This window comes from Moritella sp. 24 (assembly GCF_018219155.1).
Classification (GTDB): Bacteria; Pseudomonadota; Gammaproteobacteria; order Enterobacterales; family Moritellaceae; genus Moritella.
On the sequence record NZ_CP056123.1, the window covers coordinates 233,290 to 254,972 of the forward strand.

20 protein-coding genes are annotated in these 21,683 nt (G+C 39.7%); 13 read left to right on the plus strand and 7 right to left on the minus strand.

Annotated features, from left to right (window positions below; all coding sequences use genetic code 11):
- The first annotated feature begins 190 nt into the window (after positions 1–190).
- Positions 191–1,369, plus strand: coding sequence for a dicarboxylate/amino acid:cation symporter (locus HWV00_RS01085; RefSeq protein WP_255555016.1), 1,179 nt, complete (start codon positions 191–193; stop codon positions 1,367–1,369).
- Positions 1,370–1,459: 90 nt separating this feature from the next.
- Here HWV00_RS01085 and miaA read toward each other — a convergent pair whose 3' ends face one another.
- Complete coding sequence (gene miaA / locus HWV00_RS01090; RefSeq protein ID WP_211684327.1) at positions 1,460–2,380, minus strand: tRNA (adenosine(37)-N6)-dimethylallyltransferase MiaA; 921 nt, start codon at positions 2,378–2,380, stop codon at positions 1,460–1,462.
- A gap of 268 nt (positions 2,381–2,648) precedes the next feature.
- Between miaA and asnC the strand changes: the two genes are divergently transcribed.
- Both asnC and HWV00_RS01100 read left to right on the plus strand, forming a co-directional pair.
- The gene (gene asnC / locus HWV00_RS01095; protein WP_211684328.1) at positions 2,649–3,110 is read left to right on the plus strand and encodes a transcriptional regulator AsnC; all 462 of its coding nucleotides are present in this window, start codon (positions 2,649–2,651) and stop codon (positions 3,108–3,110) included.
- 97 nt (positions 3,111–3,207) lie between these two features.
- Positions 3,208–4,443 carry a cystathionine gamma-synthase family protein gene (locus HWV00_RS01100; protein ID WP_211684329.1) on the plus strand — a complete coding sequence of 412 codons (1,236 nt, stop codon included), beginning with the start codon at positions 3,208–3,210 and terminating at the stop codon, positions 4,441–4,443.
- A gap of 68 nt (positions 4,444–4,511) precedes the next feature.
- On the opposite strand, the gene HWV00_RS01105 is transcribed toward HWV00_RS01100, so the two are convergent.
- The 3 genes from HWV00_RS01105 to HWV00_RS01115 form a co-directional block, all read right to left on the minus strand.
- Positions 4,512–5,414 (minus strand): IS3 family transposase, encoded by a 903-nt coding sequence (locus tag HWV00_RS01105; protein ID WP_211686265.1) that lies wholly within the window; start codon positions 5,412–5,414, stop codon positions 4,512–4,514.
- Positions 5,354–5,857 (minus strand): helix-turn-helix domain-containing protein, encoded by a 504-nt coding sequence (locus tag HWV00_RS01110; RefSeq protein ID WP_211681831.1) that lies wholly within the window; start codon positions 5,855–5,857, stop codon positions 5,354–5,356. The genes HWV00_RS01105 and HWV00_RS01110 overlap by 61 nt, the downstream gene beginning before the upstream one ends.
- 107 nt (positions 5,858–5,964) lie before the next feature.
- Positions 5,965–7,647: a DUF342 domain-containing protein gene (locus HWV00_RS01115; RefSeq protein ID WP_211684330.1), complete on the minus strand. Its 1,683-nt coding sequence runs from the start codon at positions 7,645–7,647 to the stop codon at positions 5,965–5,967.
- Between the two features lie 578 nt (positions 7,648–8,225).
- On the opposite strand from HWV00_RS01115, the gene rplY reads away from it, so the two are divergent.
- Positions 8,226–8,513 (plus strand): 50S ribosomal protein L25, encoded by a 288-nt coding sequence (gene rplY, locus HWV00_RS01120; RefSeq protein WP_211684331.1) that lies wholly within the window; start codon positions 8,226–8,228, stop codon positions 8,511–8,513.
- Between the two features lie 59 nt (positions 8,514–8,572).
- On the opposite strand, the gene HWV00_RS01125 is transcribed toward rplY, so the two are convergent.
- Positions 8,573–9,082: a tellurite resistance protein gene (locus HWV00_RS01125; protein ID WP_211684332.1), complete on the minus strand. Its 510-nt coding sequence runs from the start codon at positions 9,080–9,082 to the stop codon at positions 8,573–8,575.
- A 10-nt stretch (positions 9,083–9,092) separates the two neighbouring features.
- A complete protein-coding gene (locus HWV00_RS01130; protein WP_211684333.1) occupies positions 9,093–9,482 on the minus strand; it encodes a SirB2 family protein in 390 nt (129 codons plus the stop codon).
- A 212-nt stretch (positions 9,483–9,694) separates the two neighbouring features.
- Here HWV00_RS01130 and HWV00_RS01135 point away from each other — a divergent pair, with 212 nt between their 5' ends.
- Both HWV00_RS01135 and HWV00_RS01140 read left to right on the plus strand, forming a co-directional pair.
- A complete protein-coding gene (locus HWV00_RS01135; protein ID WP_211684334.1) occupies positions 9,695–11,734 on the plus strand; it encodes a protein-disulfide reductase DsbD in 2,040 nt (679 codons plus the stop codon).
- Positions 11,735–11,948: 214 nt separating this feature from the next.
- Complete coding sequence (locus HWV00_RS01140) at positions 11,949–12,314, plus strand: nitrous oxide-stimulated promoter family protein (RefSeq protein ID WP_211684335.1); 366 nt, start codon at positions 11,949–11,951, stop codon at positions 12,312–12,314.
- Here the strand turns inward: HWV00_RS01140 and HWV00_RS01145 are convergent.
- Positions 12,295–13,125, minus strand: a complete 831-nt coding sequence (locus tag HWV00_RS01145; protein ID WP_211684336.1) for an NAD(P)H-binding protein — start codon at positions 13,123–13,125, stop codon at positions 12,295–12,297. The genes HWV00_RS01140 and HWV00_RS01145 overlap by 20 nt on opposite strands.
- Before the next feature lie 96 nt (positions 13,126–13,221).
- Here HWV00_RS01145 and HWV00_RS01150 point away from each other — a divergent pair, with 96 nt between their 5' ends.
- From HWV00_RS01150 to torA, 7 genes are all read left to right on the plus strand, one after another.
- Positions 13,222–13,692 carry a hypothetical protein gene (locus HWV00_RS01150; RefSeq protein WP_211684337.1) on the plus strand — a complete coding sequence of 157 codons (471 nt, stop codon included), beginning with the start codon at positions 13,222–13,224 and terminating at the stop codon, positions 13,690–13,692.
- Between the two features lie 159 nt (positions 13,693–13,851).
- Positions 13,852–15,801 (plus strand): DNA topoisomerase III, encoded by a 1,950-nt coding sequence (locus HWV00_RS01155; RefSeq protein WP_211684338.1) that lies wholly within the window; start codon positions 13,852–13,854, stop codon positions 15,799–15,801.
- 149 nt (positions 15,802–15,950) lie between these two features.
- A complete protein-coding gene (msrP, locus tag HWV00_RS01160; RefSeq protein ID WP_211684339.1) occupies positions 15,951–16,970 on the plus strand; it encodes a protein-methionine-sulfoxide reductase catalytic subunit MsrP in 1,020 nt (339 codons plus the stop codon).
- Between the two features lies 1 nt (position 16,971).
- On the plus strand, positions 16,972–17,550 hold the full coding sequence (msrQ, locus tag HWV00_RS01165) for a protein-methionine-sulfoxide reductase heme-binding subunit MsrQ (protein WP_211684340.1): 579 nt from the start codon (positions 16,972–16,974) through the stop codon (positions 17,548–17,550).
- A gap of 165 nt (positions 17,551–17,715) precedes the next feature.
- Positions 17,716–17,889, plus strand: coding sequence for a periplasmic nitrate reductase, NapE protein (locus HWV00_RS01170; protein WP_211684341.1), 174 nt, complete (start codon positions 17,716–17,718; stop codon positions 17,887–17,889).
- Between the two features lie 39 nt (positions 17,890–17,928).
- On the plus strand, positions 17,929–19,122 hold the full coding sequence (gene torC / locus HWV00_RS01175) for a pentaheme c-type cytochrome TorC (RefSeq protein ID WP_211684342.1): 1,194 nt from the start codon (positions 17,929–17,931) through the stop codon (positions 19,120–19,122).
- A gap of 13 nt (positions 19,123–19,135) precedes the next feature.
- Positions 19,136–21,649: a trimethylamine-N-oxide reductase TorA gene (gene torA, locus HWV00_RS01180; RefSeq protein WP_211684343.1), complete on the plus strand. Its 2,514-nt coding sequence runs from the start codon at positions 19,136–19,138 to the stop codon at positions 21,647–21,649.
- The last annotated feature ends 34 nt before the right edge of the window (positions 21,650–21,683 follow it).

Sequence of the window (21,683 nt, forward strand, 5' to 3'; positions counted from 1 at the left end):
GTTATCGATTTTGCAAGGATATACTTAAAAAGTTGGCGTTTGATCACATTTATGCCTTACTTGCTGTGTTATCTTCGCCGCGATTTTCCGTTAACGTATAATGTATTGTTTAAAGCCTTGTTGGGAGAGTGTTTTGCTTAAGGATAAAAAAAGTCTAGTTAAAAATATTGGTTTTCAAGTTGTAGTCGCTATGATCATTGGTGCTGCAGTCGGTGCTTTCATGGGCGAAGGCGCTGCCATATTTGCACCATTGGGCGCGCTGTTTATTAATTTAATAAAAATGTTAGTGATTCCACTTGTTGCTGTATCGATTATTGCTGGTGCCGCTAATCTTGGTGACAGTCCTTCAGCAGGTAAGATTGGTGTTGGTACATTTGTCTTCTTTATGCTGACATCTGCGATTGCTGTCGCACTTGCGCTTGTGATGGGTAATGTATTTGAACCTGGGGTTGGTGTTGATTTCTCTAAACATGCGACAGGTTTAGCTGTCGTAACTGCTGAGCAAGGCGCATTACCGGGTGTATTTGATACCATTATTGGCATGATCCCAACGAATGTATTCAGTGCGTTAACGAGCGGTAATATTTTACAAATTCTAGTATTCAGTATCTTCTTTGGCATTGCATTAACGAAGGTTGAACGCAAACGTGCTAAGCCAATCATGGACGGTTTAAATACCATCATTGATGCATTTGTTTGGATGATCAATTGTGTAATGATTATTGCCCCAATTGGTGTCTTTGGTCTGATGGCTGAATCTGTTGGTACGTTTGGTTTTAGCGCACTAGCTGTGGTAATGAAATTGTTTGTTGTTTATATTGCAGCGATTATTATCTACGGTTTCATTTTCTATCCACTTGTAGTGAAGTTTTTCTCTGATACGCCAGTACTGAAATTTATGTCTGCGATGAAGAAACCTCAAGCATTAGCATTATCGACAGCGTCATCAATGGCAACATTGCCTGTGACACTGGAAGTATGTGAAAAAGAATTAAAACTTGCTAACTCAACTGCTGCGTTTGTATTACCGTTAGGTGCGACGATCAACATGAGTGGTAATGCTATTTATTATGGTCTAGTAGCCGTGTTCTTTGCACAAATGTTTAATGTTGAATTAGGTATGGCTGCTTATGCTGCGATCATCTTTACATCGACATTAGGTGCAATTGGCCAAGCGGGTGTTCCTGGACCGTCTTTCCTTGTTGTTGCGGTATTATTAGCGGCTGGCATTCCAATCGAAGGTTTACCACTATTATTCGCGTTAGATCGTATTTTTGATATGGTGCGTACTGCATTGAACATTACCGGTGATGCTGTTTGTGCTGTGGTAATGGATAAATATAATCCTGAACATCAAGTAGCTAAATAACAAATAGGTAAGTTAATAAGCCACGCCCATTCGGTGTGGCTTTTTTATTTTCGGAAGTTATATCCTAGATTTATTATTCGAGACTAAAAGTTAACTTTTTTGGAATTGACTTAGTACTAATTGCGCTTGTTGATTGATATCGCCAGTGCCTTCTAACCAATGAATTTTTGCGCCTTGGCGTTCCATTCTTCTAAACCAAGTATCTTGGCGTTTAGCATATTTATGGATGGCAATATTTAATATATCAAACATTTCATCATAGCTTATCTTACCTTCGATATACTGGCTTACAAAACGGTACTCAAGTCCAAGGTACTCTAACTTTTCATGGGTTATACCCTGTGCTAGTAAACCTTCGACTTCTTCAATCATCCCGTTTTCTAAACGTTCTTTTAAGCGTAAGGTGATACGCTGGCGTAATACGCTTCTATCCCATTTGATTCCGAAATAAAGCGGCTTAACATCTGGTAATGGTGTTTTTAGTGGCGTGCTTGCTGATGTTGCGTGCTGTGCAATTTCGATAGCACGATATAAACGTGGACGTGCGGTAATATCCGTTGCTTGATAAGATTCACTATCGAGGGAAAGCAAAATTTGTTGTACGTCTTCCAACGCCATTTCTGCAAATTGTTCACGTTGTGCTGTGTTTTTGTCTACTTGAACAAACTCATAACCAGCAACGACAGCATCAATGTACAAGCCTGTTCCGCCAACGAGTAAAGGTAATTTACCGCGTTGGTTAATGTCTTTAAATGCGCAGAAAAAATCACGCTGAAATCGAAAGGCATTATATTCTTTACCGGGTTCGATAATATCAATTAAATGGTAAGGCACATCACCATACTCAGCTAAATCTTTGCCTGAACCAATATCTAAACCGGTATATACCTGTCTAGAGTCACCAGAGATTATTTCGCCGTTTAATTGTTTCGCAAGATCGACACCTAAACGTGTTTTCCCTGATGCTGTCGCACCGAGTACGACGATAAGATTATATTGTTGTTGAGACATTAGATTACCTGAATAAATAATAGCGCTTGTGCTAGTCGAAATGGTAACTCAAGCTTGCTATGTCACCAACTGTCTTTTTAACTTTGTTATAAAACTAATTCTATTTTGAGAAAACTGAGTCGTTAATTAATGAAATAATGGTGAAATCGCAGTTATGCAGTCAAAAAAGAGGTATTTTATCAAGATTATTCAAATTATACGCTAGATGATTATGGTTTTAGCGTTATAATCGACTTCTTGTATTGTTACTTATGATCGGAAAGTTGTAATGCCGCTTAATACTAATCTCGATGAATTAGACAAAAAAATTCTTAATGCACTCATGGTTAATGCGCGTGTACCTTATGCTGAACTGGCTAAAAAGTTTAACGTAAGTGCGGGTACTATTCATGTACGTGTCGAAAAAATGAAATCAACAGGTGTCATTCTGGGCACTAAAGTAGAAGTGTGTCCGAAGAAACTTGGTTATGATGTTTGTTGTTTTATTGGTATTAATCTAAAGAGCGCGAAAGATTATCCTTCTGCGTTAGCGCAATTAAAAGCGTTAGATGAAGTCGTGGAAGCGTATTACACGACCGGTAATTACAATATTTTTGTTAAGTTAATGACACGTTCTATTGATGAATTACAAAAAGTTCTAATTGATAAAATTCAGCAGATTGAAGAAGTTCAGTCGACTGAAACATTGATCTCGTTACAAAACCCTATTAGCCGTGATGTTCATCCGTAACGTTCGCCCCTAATTATAAATGATATAAATGCTATAAGTTAACCTCATCCTGATCAATAATGAGGTTAACATCAATTTGTTGTATGAAGGAATAACAATGAAAGAGCAGGGATTCACTACTCATTTAGTTCATCATGATCACAATCAAAAGCTAGAGTTTGGTGCTATTCACGCGCCAGTATATAACTCAGCAACTTATGGTTATGATGACATTCAAGATCTTATCGATATCTTCCAAGGCCGCCAAGCAGGCCAAGCCTATGCTCGTCAAGCTACGCCAACGATTGATATGTTACAAAACATGATCTGCGAAATGGAGCAGGGTAAAGCATCGCTTTGTTTCAGCTCGGGTATGGCGGCGATTGCCGCGGTATTTTTGACGTTATTAAAAAGTGGCGATCATATTGTTGCTAGTCGCTTCTTATTTGGTAATACCTCAAGTGTATTCGGCACCCTAAGAGATTTTGGTATCGAAGTTACTTTGGTCGATGCGACTGATGTTGCTAACGTTGCGAAAGCTTGCCAAACAAACACTAAAATGGTGTTTGTGGAAACTATCGCAAATCCAGCAACTCAAGTATGTGATTTAGCTGAAATTGGTGAGCTGTGTGATGCTAAAGGTTTACTTTATGTTGTTGATAACACGCTAACATCAGCATACCTATTCCAGCCTAAAACAGTGAAGTGTCACCTTATCGTTACCTCTCTATCAAAATATTTTGGTGGTCATGGTAATGTGATTGGTGGTTCAGTTACTGATACGGGCTTGTTTGATTGGTCACAGTATCCGAATATTTTCGAAGCGTATCGTAAAGGTGATCCTGCTATGTGGGGTTATCTACAAATGAAGAAGAAAGGTCTACGTGATATGGGCGCTTGCCTTACTTCTGAAGCGGCTGGTCAATTAGCTCTCGGTTCAGAAACAATGGCACTACGTCTAAAACAATCGTCAAGTTCGGCATTGGCTCTTGCATTAATGTTAGAGAATCACCCGAAAGTAGCGCGTGTTTATTATCCAGGTCTTGAATCACACCCTCAATATGCGCGTTCTAAATCATTGTTTACTGCATCTGGTGCGATGTTCAGTTTAGATTTGGAAGAAGGCTTAGATTGCTGCCAATTCTTAAATGAATTGAAGTTGGTGATTGGTGCTACACACTTAGGTGACAACCGTAGTTTAGCACTACCTGTTGCGCCAACTATTTTCTATGAAATTGGTTTGGCTGCACGACAAGAATCAGGTATTAGTGAAAACATGATCCGTTTTTCTATTGGTATTGAAGATACTGATGATTTACTTGCTGACTTTACACTGGCATTAGCAAGCCTTTAATTGTTTCGTACTGCGAATATAAAAAGCCTAAGTGATGTGAAGTGACCCCGTTAAGTTGGACATTTTAGTTAAGCGGCTTGTAAGGCCTGGTTTCGATATTCTATCGGAGTCAGGCCTTTTAATTTGACCTTGATCCGTTTCGTATTGTAATACTCGATGTACTCGTCGAGCTTTTTTATTAATTCATCGGCATCGTTGAATTTTTGCCTATGATACATTTCTGTTTTTAATAAGCCAAAGAAGTTTTCAGCTACTGCATTGTCTAAACAGTTCCCTTTTCTGGACATGCTCTGCGTTAGCCCATGAGCAGCTAGTTGTTTTTGATATCCCCTGTGGCGATAGTGCCACCCTTGATCGCTATGCACTATTGGCTTCGAATGCTTATCTAAGCTATTAATGGCATCTTTTAGCATATCTGTAACTAATGGTAAGCGAGCATCTTTAGCTATCTTATAAGCGACTATTTCTTTGGTAAATAGAGCTATAACTGGTGATAAATAAACTCTTTGATCTCTCACCTTAAATTCAGTTACATCAGTTGCCCACTTTTCATCTGGCTTTGTAGCATTAAAATTTCGCTCAAGTACATTCGGTGCCGTAGTTCCAGCTCCGCCTTTATAAGAGCTGTATTTTTTAGGTCGAACGGTCGACTTTAGATCCAGTTGAGCCATCAACCTTTGCACCGTTTTATGGTTTAGCGTAATACCTTGTCTTTTCAGTGTTAGCTGGATCCTACGGTAGCCGTAGCGCCCTTTATGTTCGTGATAAATATCTCTTATAAGCGCCAGTTCACGTTCATAGGTATCCGGTTTTTCATTTACTTTAATTTGATAATAAAACACACTTTTAGCCAACTCTGAGGCTTGAAGAAGGTGCTTTAGTGCATGTTTATTTTTAAGAGCTAAAACCGTTATCGCTTTTTCTTTGTTTTTCGGCGCTTTGCTTGGTCTAGCTCTTCCAACTTTTTTAATACAGCATTCTCGGCTCGTAGATAGGCTAACTCTTCCTTTAACTCTGCTGTTGTCATTTCACTATCTGGTTTTTGAGTTGTATTAGATTGTGTCATTTTAGGCCTATTTATCGAGGTGTGTTGAAGCCCTCTGAAGCCAGATTCGTTATATGTTTTTAGCCATACAGAAAGCGAACCGGGAGAAGACAGGTTTAATACGGCACTAGTGTGAGTGAGCGACCAACCATTTGTCCACATTAATTTTAATGATTGCAGCTTTGTTTTGGCACTATTTGCATGTGAATTTGGTAGGAATGAATTTGTGCTATGAATAGCAAAGACTTGAGTCCAATATCGAATCTGTCGAGATGATATCGATAGTTCATTTGCTAATGTATAAGATGATTTACCACCTAGACACTCTTTCGCGATAATGAGTTTTAACTCACGACTATATTTGGACATAAAAAAAGACCCCCAATAATTGGTTGTCCAACTATTGGGGGTCACTTCAGATCACTTAGGCTTTTTTATTGGTAAATAGAAAATATGAGCGGGTGACTCAAATGGCGTTAGGCATGTTCAGCATAATTAAAATCAATTTTTTTGTCTTTATGTTGTACTCTGCACGGGCCATGTTCACGCTGAGTCACTGTTGAAGCTGAACCGATATGCAGTGCAACATTATCAAAAATACATTTGCCAACATCAATGTTATGCACCTGAAAATACTGTTCTAATTCAAGCTGTAGTTGTTGTAATTCAACTTCTTCATTAACTCGCTGCTGATTAAATCTATTTTTCTTATACAACATCTCTTTAATTTCAGTGACGATACCGTGATCATGTTTCCATTTTTCTTTTGGCGGTAGGTTATTAATTTTAATCCAGAGGGTGTTGTCTTCTTCCACTAATGTTTTTAAGTCTTGGCTACGGTCTTCAAGTTGGTCTCGAATATCATCTTCTTGCATGGCACAAAAAATTTCAGTTTTAGTGCCTGATGTAGCGCCAATCGTTACGACGTTAATACCATTATTTGCATTTACACTACCACCGACAATATCACCACGACGGTTAAAGCCATCATTAACGGTAAGCTTGCCTTTGGTATTCGTAATGCTGTGCAATAGCTGTTTTGTAATGGTGATATCACCTATTGCGGTTAATTCTGAATATTGTACAAACTGAGCTCGTATTTGCCCTTGTGCTTTGACAGTGGTTGCAAGCTGCTGATTACTATCGCTACTTGTTAATTTACGGCCTAGAATACCTTTGTTGACGATAACATCCCCTTCGGCTTCTAATGTCGCTGAGTCAACAAATCCCATGACGGTGATATCACCAGTGCTCTTCACAATCATTTCAGCGTCGACATCACCCGTGATTAAGATACTGCCTTTAAATTTAATGTGACCAGTGCTGACATCAACACTTTTAATTGTCAGCATGTCATCAACTTGCAATACACCTCTTACTTCAACGACTTGTCCAGTCATCGTAGCGAGTAATTGTAGTGGATTACTTGGGTTTATACGGGTACCTGGACCCGCTTGTAATTTTGTGTCTTTGCCTGATTTTGGTAAAAGTTCTTTACCCAGTAAATCAAAGCCTTTTGTGCCATTGTCAGCGGGTATTTTTTCGATTAATACATCATCTGTCTGTACCATGTTAATTTCACCAAGATTACGCATATCTACATTACCGTCGGCTTTTAATTGCGGTTGTAATAAACGTTCTCTAGCTAATGATACTTTACGTTCTAATTCAGCGTCTTTACCATGAACGGGTAGTAAGCCCTCGGCAACAATGATTTTAATTTCTTGACCTGCAGAAAGCGCTGACAGTTGTGAAAGTTGTTCTCGAATTTTTGTATTATCAATACCAATATGAATATTACTATTATTGAGTTCAGCTAAAATAGCACTAATCGGTACTTGATTATCACCCCAGCCAGCAGTCAAATTCACTTCTGCTTTCATATTATCTTTACTGAGTATGATTTCAATTTTGGTATTACTTCGTTCAGCTAAAATAAAGAGAAACTCTTCATCGCCCGCACGTTTGCCACTGAGCTTATTTATTTGGCTGATAGCATCTTCAATATTCGCAAGAATTGGAGATAATTGATTGAAAGGTTCAACCTTCAGTAAGCTAAGTAAGTTGGGCACTGTTAACGGTGCGTGTTTATTTGGGATCAGGCGGACTTCGGCTTGGTTGTTATCATCGCTTAGCCTAATTAATTCTGAGTCCTGCATAGATGATCCTAAAAATTATTGTTGGTATTAGGGTAGTTAGTATTTTCAGTATAGCAGCATAAACTTTATCTAAAGTAGTATTAACTTGTTGAAATGTCCGCTTTAGTGATCTTTAACTGACTTTAATTATTTACCTATTTATTGTGTCGCTCATCGGATGTTTGTTGATGAATCATGCTGATTCTAACGGCTCTAAAGATGACTTTCCAGTTTATTATAATATGCGGTATTAGCCGTATAGTTGAAGCTTATTGAAGTACATTATTCTTTATTTTACTTTGTGAATTCACTATGTTTTGATTTTTTCGGTAATTTTGGTGATTCATTTACTTAATAAAATAGACCTTAAAATACAGTTTGATAATAGTTTCTCTTATGGATGTGATCTTGCTTCAAATTCAATTTCCCTTTACGCCTGTTAGTTATCCCCATTCACTTGTTGTCCTGTAGTTTGCATGGTATTATCCCGACCCGTTAATATTACTGTTGTTGCCCGGTCGCAGGCAGCAGTTACATTGCGCTTATTATCTGAACTTCAGTTCAGATCCAATTATTACTACTTATATTAGGAAAAGATTATGTCTTTCACTTTTGAAGCACAAGTACGTTCAGACCTAGGGAAAGGTGCGAGCCGCCGCCTACGTCACGCTAACAAATTCCCTGCTGTAATCTACGGTAAAGGCGAAGAAGCTATCTCTATTGAATTAGATCACGATGTTGTTAACAACGCACAACGTAACGAAGAGTTCTTCTCTTCAGTTATCACGCTTGTTGTTGATGGTACTGAGATGGCTGTTACTGTTAAAGCTATGCAACGCCACGCGTTCAAGCCAAAATTACAACACATTGATTTCATCCGCGCTTAATATCGGATTGTTATAATTGTGATAAGGGCGCCATGTTGATGATTCAACATGGCGCTTTTTTATGGTTTTTTACAAACTATCTGTGCAATCGCACGATCTGGATTTCGCTCTATCCCTTCAAAATAATGTAAACATTCCCAATCACTAAACATTTCTTTTAACTCTCCCAACTGTAATAAAAATGCATCACGGTTAGGTCGACCAAACTGTCTATTTTCGATGGTGAACGTTTCATAAATAACAATACCACCAGAACATACTGCTTGCTTGATATCGTCAATTAATGGGCGATGTAAATATCGAAATACCATCACGCCTTGATAATGGTTAGCTTGTAACTGTTGCTCACCATTTTCAAAATCAACTTGCCAGCATTGTTCGGCACTGACACCTTCTACGCTAGCTATACTCGTTAATGCTGTTTGATTTTGATCAGCAAAAATAGTCGGTATTTTTTGTTGATGTAGATATAAACCATTGCGACCTGATCCACAGGCTAAATCCAATACGGCTTTACCTGATGGCTGGAATAACGAACTGTACTGTTGTAATAATGCCGATGCAGACATGCTTACTCCTTTAAGCGATTGCTAACCATGACATCACATCATGCGTTTTAGCGACACCAAGAATATAAGCAAAAATTGCCACTGCAATGATACTTGCCCATAAGCGTATCACGGTTGTTTTACCACGTTTAATGGCGATCGTACCCACGATAACATAAGCAATTAGCGCCACTAATTTAGCTGTTAACCACGCATCAGCAAACGGATATTGCTGGATTGTCATCATTAAATGACCGGCAAACAATAAAAGGAAGGTATCAATGATGTGCGGTAATATTTTGATTAACTTATTCTGCAATAATCCAGATTCTGTGACCGATAAGATTGAACGAAAAATAAAGAAAGTGATACTAAGGTAAGCCATGCCCATGTGCATGTGTTTAACAAGTGCGTAATCCATTTTAATTGCCTGCGGTAAAGTGTTGTTGTTAATTAAAACTGCCTTTTCAGACCCGTCTTAACCTATGTGTTAATGCTATTTTGTTAAGAAGTATATCTAATTATGACGGGGTTAGGTAATGAATGACTCTAAACATAGGGTACATTTTTAATTTCATATATTGAGGTGACTGACTTAGTATATGAACATAGTGAAAATTGGGAATTTATTGAATGCGATTTTATATTTTGGTTTGCTTATTACTTTCTTCTTTCGCCCATGCAGAACAAAGTGCAAGCGCGTTTGACCCTGCAGCAAAGGTGGCGACGGCACAATTATTATCAACAGCGAATGGTGTTAATGGTGCAACCATATTATCAATGGGATTAAAGATAACCTTAGATGATGATTGGAAGACCTATTGGAGCTCTCCGGGGTTGGCGGGTGCACCTCCGAGTATTGATTGGCAGGGGTCGAGTAATCTAGGCAGTGTAAAATGGTTATGGCCAGTGCCTCAGCGGATGATGGTATATGACATTGAAACGTACGGTTACAAGCATGAGATTATTTATCCATTGCAAGTAACAGTCACCGACCCTACAAAAGCACTATCATTGCATGCGAAGACGACGATGTTAGTGTGCAGTGAAGTATGTATACGTGCACAGGTTAATCTGGCATTAAACCTTCCTGCGACAGCAAGTGATATAGATAAAGCCTCAAGTACGCAGATTCAGCCGTATGTAGCCGATGTCCCCGTAGATATCAGTGCAACATCTGCATCCCTACAAAAACTAGGGTGGGATAGTGCATCATCACAATTATTAATCGAAGTGAAAGGGTTAACGACACCTGTGATTGATGGTTTTGTTGAAGGTGTTGATTTTACCTTATTTAGCAAACCACAAATTAGCCAGGAAGATGGCGTTACCCGATTAATTATGCACGTTGAAGATATGGCGGGCACTCCTGCACGGTTAGACCCTCAGCAGCAACTAAAAGTAACGCTTACTTATCAGCAAGGTGGTATTACTTTTACAGACGTTATCACTCCAACTGTGGTTGAGCAGACATTACCAAACTGGATATACATGTTGTTGCTGGCGATTGTCGGTGGTTTTATTCTTAATTTGATGCCGTGTGTGTTGCCTGTTTTATCTATCAAACTATTGAGTGTTGTGGAATCAGCGAGTGAATCCAGTGCTCAGCGTCGTATTAATTTTTTACTTAGTGCCGCCGGTATTTTTGTCGCATTTTGGTTATTAGCATTACTGTTTATTGCACTGAAGTATTTTGGTATTGGTTTTGGTTGGGGCGTACAGTTCCAATCAGCTGCATTTTTATTAATTATGATCCCGGTACTGGTGTTATTTGCGCTTAATTTACTTGATAAATTTGATGTGCAATTACCACAAAGTTTGATGGATAAATTATCTGGTTCCAGTAAAGGACATTTTTACCAAGGCATATTTGCTGTGCTATTGGCGACGCCTTGCTCTGCGCCATTTTTAGGTACTGCTGTCGCATTTGCATTGGCAGGTTCGAGTTGGCAAATTTTAGTGATATTCAGTGGTCTTGCACTTGGCTTATCGTTACCCTATTTACTGATTGCGATTTGGCCTAATAGCGTGAGCATCATGCCGAAACCTGGTATGTGGATGGTGCGTTTCCGCCAGTTCTTAGCAAGCTTACTTTGCGCGACCTTGGTGTGGCTAATTTGGTTGCTACAGGCGCATCTAAGTATGATGCTATGGAGCATTTTTAGCATTGTTATTTGTATCATGGTGATATTCTTAATCGTTAAACCTGGCCCTCGATCATTAGTGTCGGTATTCGCGATATACCTGCTATTAGCGAATACGATCATTTGGTCACCAGAGTCAGCACGACTGTTACGGGGGGCTGATGCTGAGTCTATATCAGAAATCCATTGGCAAGCGTTTGAACCAGGAAAGATAGCGGGCTATGTTGCGGAAGGTAAAACCGTGTTTATCGATATTACTGCCGATTGGTGTATTACCTGTGTCGTGAATGAACGTGCTGTATTACAACGTAGTGATATTATCTTGGGATTAAATGCAGATAACGTCGTCGCAATGAAGGGGGATTGGACCAAGCCTGATGCAAGTATTGAAGCATATTTAAAACGTTATGGCCGTTATGCTATTCCATTTAATCAGGTGTTTGGCCCTGCATTACCGAATGGAAAGTTATTACCTGAGTTGTTGACCAAGGACGCGGTAGCGCTTAGTTTAACGCAAGCGGGTCAATAATAACGGTATTATTTAGTGCTGTGATTAATGAATAAATGTAGCAAGGCAAAAACGAATGGAAACTAAACGTCGCGTTTTTTGTCTTGCAGTTCGATTATTTTACTGCTTTAATTGCGCTCTTCTGAATTTATACAAGATTAATTTTATTATTTAACCAAGTGATTAGCGGACTTATTAAACCGTTAGATGGCTGAATAAATAAAATAGATATACGATGAAAACAGTCACTGAAATTTTAGCGCACCCACGTTTAAACCGCGAAATGCGCCTGCAAAATGCAATGATCACCATGTATTGTAAACAGCATCATGTTTACCAAGGCAAAGTGTGTCGCGACTGCGAACGGTTACAAGAAATGACCGCCCGCAAGCTCGCTTTTTGTGAAAGTGGTTCAGAAAAACCAACCTGTGCGACTTGCACTGCGGTGTGCTATACGCCTATCGTATCAAAACAAATTAAGACAATTTATCGTTGGGGGCACAAACGTATCTGGTTACGTCATCCTATTCTGATGTCTTTCTATCTTGCTGATAGTATCAAGCCAAGCCAAATGCCAAAACCTAAACTACTAAATCTGTAGATGAGTTATGTTTAAATTGGTAGTTTAATCGCTGCTTCAATTTATCATTCGCAATGATGCAATTTGGTTTACTGTTATCAACGATAAATGTTGGTAGTGTGATGCCAAGTTGCTTTGCATTCTGTTGGTAAAATACTTGTCTGCTCGGATGTTGATCACAGCAGGCATTGAATATTTCCCCCCAACATTGTTGCTCAATTATCTGCTGAATAATATCAATCGCATCTTGTTGGTGGATTAAATTTACACGCGATTCACCTGCGTCAAAGATATGACCGCTCTGGCTCTTTTTCGATAAACTGCGTGTCGGATTTCTATCGGCGCTAATTAATCCTGAAAAGCGAATAATCGTGTATTCAACATCTGCTTGTTGCTGAATGATGTGTTCGGCATCATATAGTACACTGTTGGAATTTAACGGTGATGTTTCAGTGAGTTTACTATCGGATTTTTGATAGATACTGGTAGAACTAATAAAAATAAATTTACCGACCTTATACAGTTTCAACATAAGCAGTAATTGTTTTATCTGTTCAGTCAAGGGCGTATCGGCATGATTACCGTAACTGGCGGGAAGCAAGCAGATCGCAATGTCTTTATTACTGAGTAAACGTTCCCAATCACCCTCAGGTGCATTATTTAATGTCGCACTGACTGCCGATAAACCTTGAGCGGCTAATTGATCTGCTTTTTCTTGGTGGCTGCAACTGACCGTTAGCGGATAACCTTGCGATAGTAATTGTCGCGCTAATGGCTTTCCTAACCATCCGGCTCCTATAATTGCAATTTCTGGATGTTGATCTGTGCTCATATCAGTTGCCTGTATTATCAAGTTAGATACAAGCGTAACGATTTTTGGTTATAATAGCGATTGATAATCTGTCGTTACTAAACTAAAGAGAAAACCATGAGTAGATTTATAGATAGCTGGGCTATCGTGCATATTGATGATTCTTACAATGCATCAGTATTAGGTAGCAGAGGTACTAAGTTACACTGGTGTAATGGCCGTGAAGAAGCTATCGATTTTATTTATGACGAGTATCTTGCTATTTTGGCTGATACTGGCGAAATGGATGGAGAGCTAGTGTATGCAGCGAAGCAACGCTTTAAAGTGTTACAAGCGCAAACTCATTCAGATGAAGAGTGGATCGAACACATAAATGAATTAACCATCGATTTACGCCATATTGTTTGGTTTGGTAGCATGGCAGACATGGCTGAACTGCATAATGATTTTGCATGTGCTGTACGTGAAGTGTATTGGGAAGAGTTCGGTGAATATGACGAAAACGATCCAAGTGCATATGTACCGGAAGACGAATGGCTTAACTTATCAGAAGCCTTGGTTGAATATTTAAGCCGCGCAATCGTATAGTTCAAATAAACGAGGCATCCACAGCCTCGTGATAATAGATTAACGTATCAGCACCACGTTATGCGTTAATCTTATTCACCCGTTTTAGAAGTTATAGACTTACCCTGCAATATTAGCTACATTAACTGTTTATTCATACAGTCCATAATTGTTAGCATCATGAAACTTTATATTGCCGAAAAACCCAGCCTAGGTCGTGCTATTGCCGATGTCTTACCTAAACCTCACAAGAAGCAACAAGGTTACATTGAAGTGGGTAATGGTGATGTAGTGTCATGGTGTATTGGCCATTTACTCGAACAAGCTGAGCCGGATGCGTATGATGACGCGTATAAAAAATGGCGTTTAGAACATCTTCCTATCGTACCTGAAACATGGCAATTAAAGAAAAAACCGAATACCAGTAAGCAATTGACTGTATTAAGAGGACTTGTAAAAAAAGCCACCAGTCTTGTGCATGCAGGTGATCCGGATAGAGAAGGGCAATTGCTGGTCGATGAAGTCATCGAGTTTCTTAAAACACCGGCGAAAAAGAAAAATACCGCGCAACGACTACTTATTAGCGATCTTAATCCTGCAGCCGTTAAAAATGCCCTTAATAGTCTACAGCCTAATAGTGATTATATTCCTTTATCTGTATCCGCTTTAGCACGCTCACGTGCTGATTGGTTATATGGCATGAACATGACCCGCGCTTATACGTTACAAGGGCAAAAAGTAGGTTATCAAGGTGTCTTGTCTGTGGGTCGCGTACAAACCCCCATTTTGGGTTTAGTGGTGCGACGAGATATCGAGATTGCCAACTTTGTCAGTAAACCTTTTTATGAAGTATTGGTGCATTTGCAAACCCAGCAGCAAGAAACGTTTACTGCAAAGTGGAAACCCAGCGAAGCGTGTCGTCCGTATATGGATGAAGATGGCCGCGTATTAGTAAAAAAATTAGCTGAAAATGTAGTGAGCCGTGTTCAAGATCAAATGGGCGAAGTCACTAAGCTAGAAAAGAAAAACAAGCAACAAGCAGCCCCTTTACCGTATAACTTATCATCATTACAAATTGATGCAGCGAAACGCTTTGGCATGAGTGCACAGCAAGTTTTAGATACCTGCCAAGCATTATATGAACGCCATAAACTCATTACCTATCCACGTTCAGATAGCCGCTATTTACCAAAAGAGCACTATGGTCATCGTGGTGGTGTGATTAGTGCAATCGCAAAAACCAGTTCATCATTAAACCAAGCCGCGTTAAATGCCGATCAGAGTTTACGCAGTAAAGCGTGGAACGATGGTAAGGTTGAAGCCCATCATGCCATTATTCCGACCGAAAAAAGTAGCAGTGTCGATCGACTTAATAGCAGTGAGAAAAACATTTATGAGCTGGTCGCGAGACAATATCTATGTCAGTTTTATCCTGCCTATGAATATGCTGATACAGTGGCTGAAATTACTATTGCTGGTGGATTGTTTATTGCCAAAGCGAAAATGACGTTAAAGCAAGGGTGGAAAATATTATTCCCAAAATCTGCAGCGAGCAATAATAAACAAACGGAAGCAGAAAAAGAGTTAGCGGCGCAATTGCCCACCATTAAAAAAAGGGAGCAGGTATTGTGTCAGCAAGCGGAATGCATTGAAAAGCAAACTCAGCCACCAAAGCATTTTAGTGATGCAACCTTACTCGCTGCAATGACGGGGATCTCTCGTTATGTAAAAGACAGTGATATTCGTAAAATTTTAAAAGACACGGATGGGTTAGGTACGGAGGCAACGCGCGCTGGGATTATAGAGCTGTTATTTAGACGTAACTTTTTAGTACGGAATGGCAAAATGATTTTAGCGACAGATGCAGGAAAAGGATTAATTAATGCCTTGCCAGAATCTGCGACCTTACCTGATATGACGGCGCAATGGGAATCAGTACTTGATGGGATCAGCAAAAAGGAAGCAAGCTATCAGCATTTTATGGGTGGTCTCTTACAGCAACTCTCTGGCATGATTGATCAAGCCAAAGCGACACTGCCGGATGGTTTACGCGGCCTTTCAAGTGGTAAACCTGCTGGTGGGCGATTTAAGAAAAAGCCAGCTAAAAAACGGACTTATAAGAAATCATAGCGCGAAAGAAAGACAGCTTATATGGTATTTATATAAGGCTTTGTTGCATTTAGAGATAATTGTGCCGGTATTGTGATAATTCTGTGATGAACAATTTGCTTAAATAGACCATGATTACTACATGGGTAGTTAACCAAGCAGGTAACGGAATGATTATTAAGTCGAAAAGTAAATCTCAAGCAAGTGAAAATGATGTCGTTGCGGAACCGGTTTATCAGCAACGTCGGCAGTTCCTCAAACAACTCGGCCTTGCTGGTGTAGGCTTAGCTGCGGCAAGTCCTGCACAGGCTGGCATTTTTGATATTTTTGACGATAAGAAAAAAGCCAGTAGTAAGGCTTTTTCCCAATCGCCGTTGAATTTAAGCAGTACGAAAGATTATGCCAATGGTGAGATTTGGACGCCTGAAAAAAAGGTGCTATCACACAATAATTTTTATGAGTTCGGTACTGCAAAAACTGACCCGAAAAAAAATGCCCAAAATTTTAAAGTTGAACCGTGGACACTGACGATCACGGGCGCTGTAGAAAAAGAAATGACGTTGGGTTATGACGATTTATTTAAGATCGCAGATTTAGAAGAGCGTATTTATCGGATGCGTTGTGTAGAAGCGTGGTCGATGGTGATCCCGTGGACTGGATTCTCGTTATCTGAAATTATTAAAAAAGCCAACCCGACATCAAAAGCAAAATACGTCGCGTTTGAAACACTATACGATCCGAAGCAAATGCCAGGGCAAGCCTCTTCTTATCTTGGTGGCAGCCTTGACTGGCCTTATGTCGAAGGGTTACGTATGGATGAGGCTATGCACCCATTAACTATGTTATCTGTTGGTACATTTGGTAAAACGTTAGCGCCGCAAAATGGTGCGCCAATACGCTTAGTCGTGCCATGGAAGTATGGTTTTAAAGGCATTAAATCAATTGTTAAAATTCACCTGTTAGAAAAAGAGCCGCCAACAACGTGGAACCGTCTTGCTTCTCGTGAGTATGGTTTTTATGCCAATGTTAACCCTGCGGTTGACCACCCTCGTTGGAGCCAAGCGTCGGAACGTCGTATTGGTAATGGTAGTATTTTTACATCTAAACGTATAAAAACATTGCCCTTCAACGGTTACGCTGAAGAAGTTGCAAGTTTATACCAAGGTATGGATCTGAAGAGGTACGTCTAATATGCCAGTGCTAACCTATAAACGAATGCCTTATCTCAAGGCTTATATTCATGTACTTGCCATTATGCCGCTTGTATATTTAGGGTTGGCGATTGATGCTGATGCATTGGGTGGTGATCCAGTGCAAGCCGTTATCCATTTTCTAGGTAAAGGGGCATTAAATTTATTATTGTTAACGCTCGTTATCTCTCCTCTCGCAAAACGCTATAAAGAAGGCTTGTTAATTTCAACACGCCGCTTGATCGGTTTATATTGTTTTTTCTATGCCGCATTACATTTAATGGCATTTGCTTGGCTCGATTTGGGTTGGGATATTGCGTTATTACTCCAAGAATTAGTAAAGCGACCATATATTTGGCTTGGCATGATCGCATTTATAATCTTGCTTATATTAGCGTTAACCTCGCCAATGTGGGTTCGTCGAAAAATGAAGCGAAATTGGCAAAAAGTGCACAATTTCATTTACCTAGCTGCAGTTTTAATCCCTATCCATTATTACCTTTCAGTTAAATCTGGCTGGGTTGAGCCTATTATATATGCCATTTTGATCATTGTTCTGCTATCAAGCAGACGTAAATAGTGAACTGTTGTATTTAGTCGATATTTAGCACTAAGATATACCTCTAACTTTATAAATATTTTATAAAGTTACATTTCTTTGATCTGTTGCAATAAACCTTCCTTGACCTTACTTTACACTATTCTAAACTCTAAATTTATATCATCATTTCTGCAGGAATTTTAGATGAAACAACAAACAAGTAATGTAGAGGTCGAGAAAGTCGAGAAAAAGGGCGAGTGGAAGTTATTTATCTTCTTAACAGTGTTCTTATTCCCAATTCTCGCAACTGTTAGTGTATTTGGCTATGGCTTTATTATGTGGATGAGCAACATACTTTTTGGTCTACCTACACATTAATCACCCTAATCAACTACTCATTATCTAGGTATTACAATAATGAAAAAATTATTTTCTATGATCGCTCGCTTTTGGGGTGTATTCAATAAGCCAAGTAAGCATATCTCTTTAGGTATCGTTACTTGTGGTGCTTTCCTTGCTGGTATTATTTTTTGGGGTGGTTTTAATACCGCACTGGAAGCAACAAATACGGAAGCATTTTGTATCTCTTGCCATAGTATGAAAGAAAACAACTATCAAGAAATTCAAAGTACTATTCATTGGTCGAACCGTAGTGGTGTTCGTGCTACTTGCCCAGATTGTCACGTACCACATAAATGGTCTGATAAAATGGCTGCTAAAGCGCGTGCAAGTAAAGACGTGTTCGGTTGGTTATTAGGTACAGTAAATACTAAAGAGAAATTCGAATCTAAACGTTTGCATTTAGCGCAAAACGAGTGGGCACGATTTAAAGCCAATGGTTCTTTAGAATGCCGTAACTGCCATGACTATAAGAGCATGGATTTCACTAAGATGTCTGAAAAAGCGCAAGTACAAATGCGTAAAGCAGCAGAACGTGATCAATCTTGTCTAGATTGCCATAAAGGTATTGCGCATAACTTACCTGAAATGGACACAACTGCCATTAGTGAACTAGGTAAAATGGCTAAAAACCTTGAAGGTCACTCATTTGAAGTTGGTAAAGAGTACTACTCACTAGTACAAACACCACTTTATAAAGATGATAAAGAAACTGAGTACCTAGGTGTATTAACGCCTGCGACTAAGTTTAAAGTGATTGGTGAATCAGGTAAACGTCTGCAAGTTGAACTTGTTACTTGGCATAAAGCGAAAGGTTATGGTCGCGTACTTTACTTCGATTTTGCTAAAAACATTGTTCAAGCGACACTGTCAAAAGAAGCATCACAAGATGAATCTCTATTCGTACGTGGTGATAAGAAAGAAGATGATCTAACTGGTTTACCTTGGGAACAAGTAACGTTCACACTATGGGTAGATAAGAAAGGCTATGAAGAGAACCTACAAAACATTTGGGATTATGCGAAAGACGCTTACCAAACAACATGTAGTGTTTGTCATACACAACCAGCAGAAGCTCACTTCGACGCAAATACTTGGGTTGGTATGTTTGCCGGCATGCAAGGTTTTGTGAACTTAGATGGTGATACACATGATGTAATCTTGAAGTATCTACAAAACCATTCATCTGATTACAGCAAAGATGCTCACTAATTCAAAGAGAAGTATGACTATGTTTAATAAAGACAAAAAGTCTAAAAATGAAAATGTATCAGTAAGTCGTCGCTCCTTCCTAAAAGGTGTGATGGCGACATCTGCTGTTGCTGTGATTGGTCCTAGCTTACTAGCACCAAAAACAGCAAGCGCGGCGACGATGGCTGAGCGTGCTGAATGGAAACTAACAGGTTCGCACTGGGGTGCGTTCCGTGCAAAAATCCATGGCGGTAAAGTTACAGAAGTTAAAGCCTTTGAATTAGATAAATATCCAACTGATATGCTGCAAGGCATTGAAGGTATTATCTATAGCCCATCTCGTGTTCGTTACCCTATGGTACGTTTAGATTGGTATCTAAACCGTGAGAAGAGTAATACAGCACAACGTGGTGATAACCGCTTCATTCGTGTGACTTGGGATCAAGCACTAGACATGTTCTATGAAGAGCTAGAACGTGTTCAGAATACGTATGGTCCATCAGGTCTACATACTGGCGCAAATGGCTGGCGTGCAACAGGTCAACTACACAGCTGTGGTAGCCACATGGCACGTGCGATCGCAATGCATGGTGCGTCAGTAAAAGATGTAGGTGATTACTCAACGGGTGCTGGTCAAACAATTCTGCCTTACGTACTTGGTTCGACAGAAGTATATGCACCAGGTACATCATGGCCGTTAATCCTAGATAACAGTAAAACGATTATCTTATGGGCAACGGATCCAGTGAAAAACCTACAAGTAGGTTGGAACTGTGAAACACATGATAGTTTTGAATATCTGGAAGCGCTAAAAGATAAAGTTGCGCAGAAGAAAATTCGTGTAATCAGTGTTGATCCGGTTAAGAACAAAACGCAAAACTTCTTAGGTAATGAACATCGCTACATCAATCCACATACTGATGTACCGTTCATGCTTGCTGTAGCACATACTATGGTAAAAGAAGATCTGCATGATAAAGAGTTCTTAAATACTTATGCACTTGGTTTTGAAGAATTCCTGAAATACGTGCAAGGTGAAACTGAAGATAAAGTAGAGAAAACACCTGAATGGGCGAGTGAAATCTGTGGTGTACCTGCTGATGAAATTCGTGATTTTGCACGCTTAATTACCAATGGCCGTACGCAATTCTTATTTGGTTGGTCAATTCAACGTCAGCAACATGGTGAACAACCATATTGGATGGGCGCGGTATTAGCTGCAATGATAGGTCAAATTGGTCTACCTGGTGGCGGTATTAGTTATGGTCATCACTATAGCTCAATTGGTGTACCTACTTCAGGTGCAGTTGGCGCGGGTGCATTCCCACGTAACCCTGATTCAGGCAAGCCAATTCGTCATACAAGCAAAGACTTTAAAGGCGCAAGCTCAACGATCCCTGTAGCGCGTTTTGTTGATGCACTACAAAACCCAGGTAAAGTGATTGATGCTAATGGCTCAAAAATCACCTTCCCTGATATCAAAATGATGGTATTCACGGGTTGTAACCCTTGGCATCGTCATCAAGATCGTAACAACATGAAAGCAGCATTCCAAAAACTGGAAACTGTTATCGCAATTGATTACAACTGGACAGCAACGTGTCGTTTCTCTGATATCGTGCTACCTGCTTGTACGCAGTACGAGCGTAACGATTTAGATATTTATGGTTCATACCGCGCGAAAGGTTTATTGGGTATGAAGAAGCTAGTTGACCCACTATTCCAATCTAAAACTGACTTTGAGATCTTTACTGAACTAACGAAACGTTGGGGAAAGAGCAAAGACTATACTCAAGGTAAGAGTGAAGTGCAGTGGTTAGAGCAGCTTTATAACGAATCTAAAACGGCGAATGCTGGTAAATGGGATATGCCTGATTTCCATGAATTCTGGAAAGAAGGTTACTTCCACTTTGGTGACGGTGAAAACTGGACTCGCCATGCTGATTTCCGTGAAGATCCTGAAGTTAACGCTTTAGGTACACCTTCTGGTTTCATTGAAATCTACAGCCGTAAGATTGCGCGTTTTGGTTATGAGCACTGTAAAGGTCACCCAATGTGGTTCGAGAAAACAGAACGTTCACACGGTGGTCCAAAATCAGCTGAATTCCCAGTCTGGATGCAGTCTTGTCACCCGAATAAACGCCTGCATTCACAAATGTGTGAATCAGAAAAGTTCCGTGCTACTTACACCGTTCAAGGTCGTGAGCCAGTTTACATGAACTCTGCAGACGCGAAAAAACGTGGTATTAAAGATGGCGACATCGTACGTGTATTCAATGACCGTGGTCAGTTGTTAGCGGGTGCTGTAGTTGATGATAACTACCCTGTGAATGTTATTCGTATTGAAGAGGGTGCTTGGTATGGTCCTGAAGACGAAAGCATCGGTTCACTTTGTACTTATGGCGATCCAAATAACCTAACAATCGATATCGGTTCTTCTGAACTTGCGCAAGCAACATCAGCGAATACGTGTCAGGTTGAATTTGAGAAATTCAAAGGCAAAGCACCCGCTGTTAACTCATTTGGTGGTCCAATCGAAGTCGTTTAATTATGTGGTAATACATTAATTAACACTTGTTGAT

Bases quoted from the DNA above. Each gene is read 5' to 3' on its own strand.
- HWV00_RS01125 (WP_211684332.1), bottom strand. From the start codon at position 9,082: ATGTCTGCATCGGCATTATTACAACAGTACAGTTCGTTATTCCAGCCA.
- msrP (WP_211684339.1), top strand. From the start codon at position 15,951: ATGATTATTAAGTCGAAAAGTAAATCTCAAGCAAGTGAAAATGATGTC.
- HWV00_RS01115 (WP_211684330.1), bottom strand. From the start codon at position 7,647: ATGCAGGACTCAGAATTAATTAGGCTAAGCGATGATAACAACCAAGCC.
- HWV00_RS01085 (WP_255555016.1), top strand. From the start codon at position 191: ATGATCATTGGTGCTGCAGTCGGTGCTTTCATGGGCGAAGGCGCTGCC.
- HWV00_RS01170 (WP_211684341.1), top strand. From the start codon at position 17,716: ATGAAACAACAAACAAGTAATGTAGAGGTCGAGAAAGTCGAGAAAAAG.
- msrQ (WP_211684340.1), top strand. From the start codon at position 16,972: ATGCCAGTGCTAACCTATAAACGAATGCCTTATCTCAAGGCTTATATT.
- HWV00_RS01135 (WP_211684334.1), top strand. From the start codon at position 9,695: ATGCGATTTTATATTTTGGTTTGCTTATTACTTTCTTCTTTCGCCCAT.
- rplY (WP_211684331.1), top strand. From the start codon at position 8,226: ATGTCTTTCACTTTTGAAGCACAAGTACGTTCAGACCTAGGGAAAGGT.
- HWV00_RS01100 (WP_211684329.1), top strand. From the start codon at position 3,208: ATGAAAGAGCAGGGATTCACTACTCATTTAGTTCATCATGATCACAAT.
- torA (WP_211684343.1), top strand. From the start codon at position 19,136: ATGACTATGTTTAATAAAGACAAAAAGTCTAAAAATGAAAATGTATCA.
- HWV00_RS01150 (WP_211684337.1), top strand. From the start codon at position 13,222: ATGAGTAGATTTATAGATAGCTGGGCTATCGTGCATATTGATGATTCT.
- HWV00_RS01155 (WP_211684338.1), top strand. From the start codon at position 13,852: ATGAAACTTTATATTGCCGAAAAACCCAGCCTAGGTCGTGCTATTGCC.
- miaA (WP_211684327.1), bottom strand. From the start codon at position 2,380: ATGTCTCAACAACAATATAATCTTATCGTCGTACTCGGTGCGACAGCA.
- HWV00_RS01140 (WP_211684335.1), top strand. From the start codon at position 11,949: ATGAAAACAGTCACTGAAATTTTAGCGCACCCACGTTTAAACCGCGAA.
- asnC (WP_211684328.1), top strand. From the start codon at position 2,649: ATGCCGCTTAATACTAATCTCGATGAATTAGACAAAAAAATTCTTAAT.
- HWV00_RS01145 (WP_211684336.1), bottom strand. From the start codon at position 13,125: ATGAGCACAGATCAACATCCAGAAATTGCAATTATAGGAGCCGGATGG.
- HWV00_RS01130 (WP_211684333.1), bottom strand. From the start codon at position 9,482: ATGGATTACGCACTTGTTAAACACATGCACATGGGCATGGCTTACCTT.
- HWV00_RS01110 (WP_211681831.1), bottom strand. From the start codon at position 5,857: ATGTCCAAATATAGTCGTGAGTTAAAACTCATTATCGCGAAAGAGTGT.
- torC (WP_211684342.1), top strand. From the start codon at position 17,929: ATGAAAAAATTATTTTCTATGATCGCTCGCTTTTGGGGTGTATTCAAT.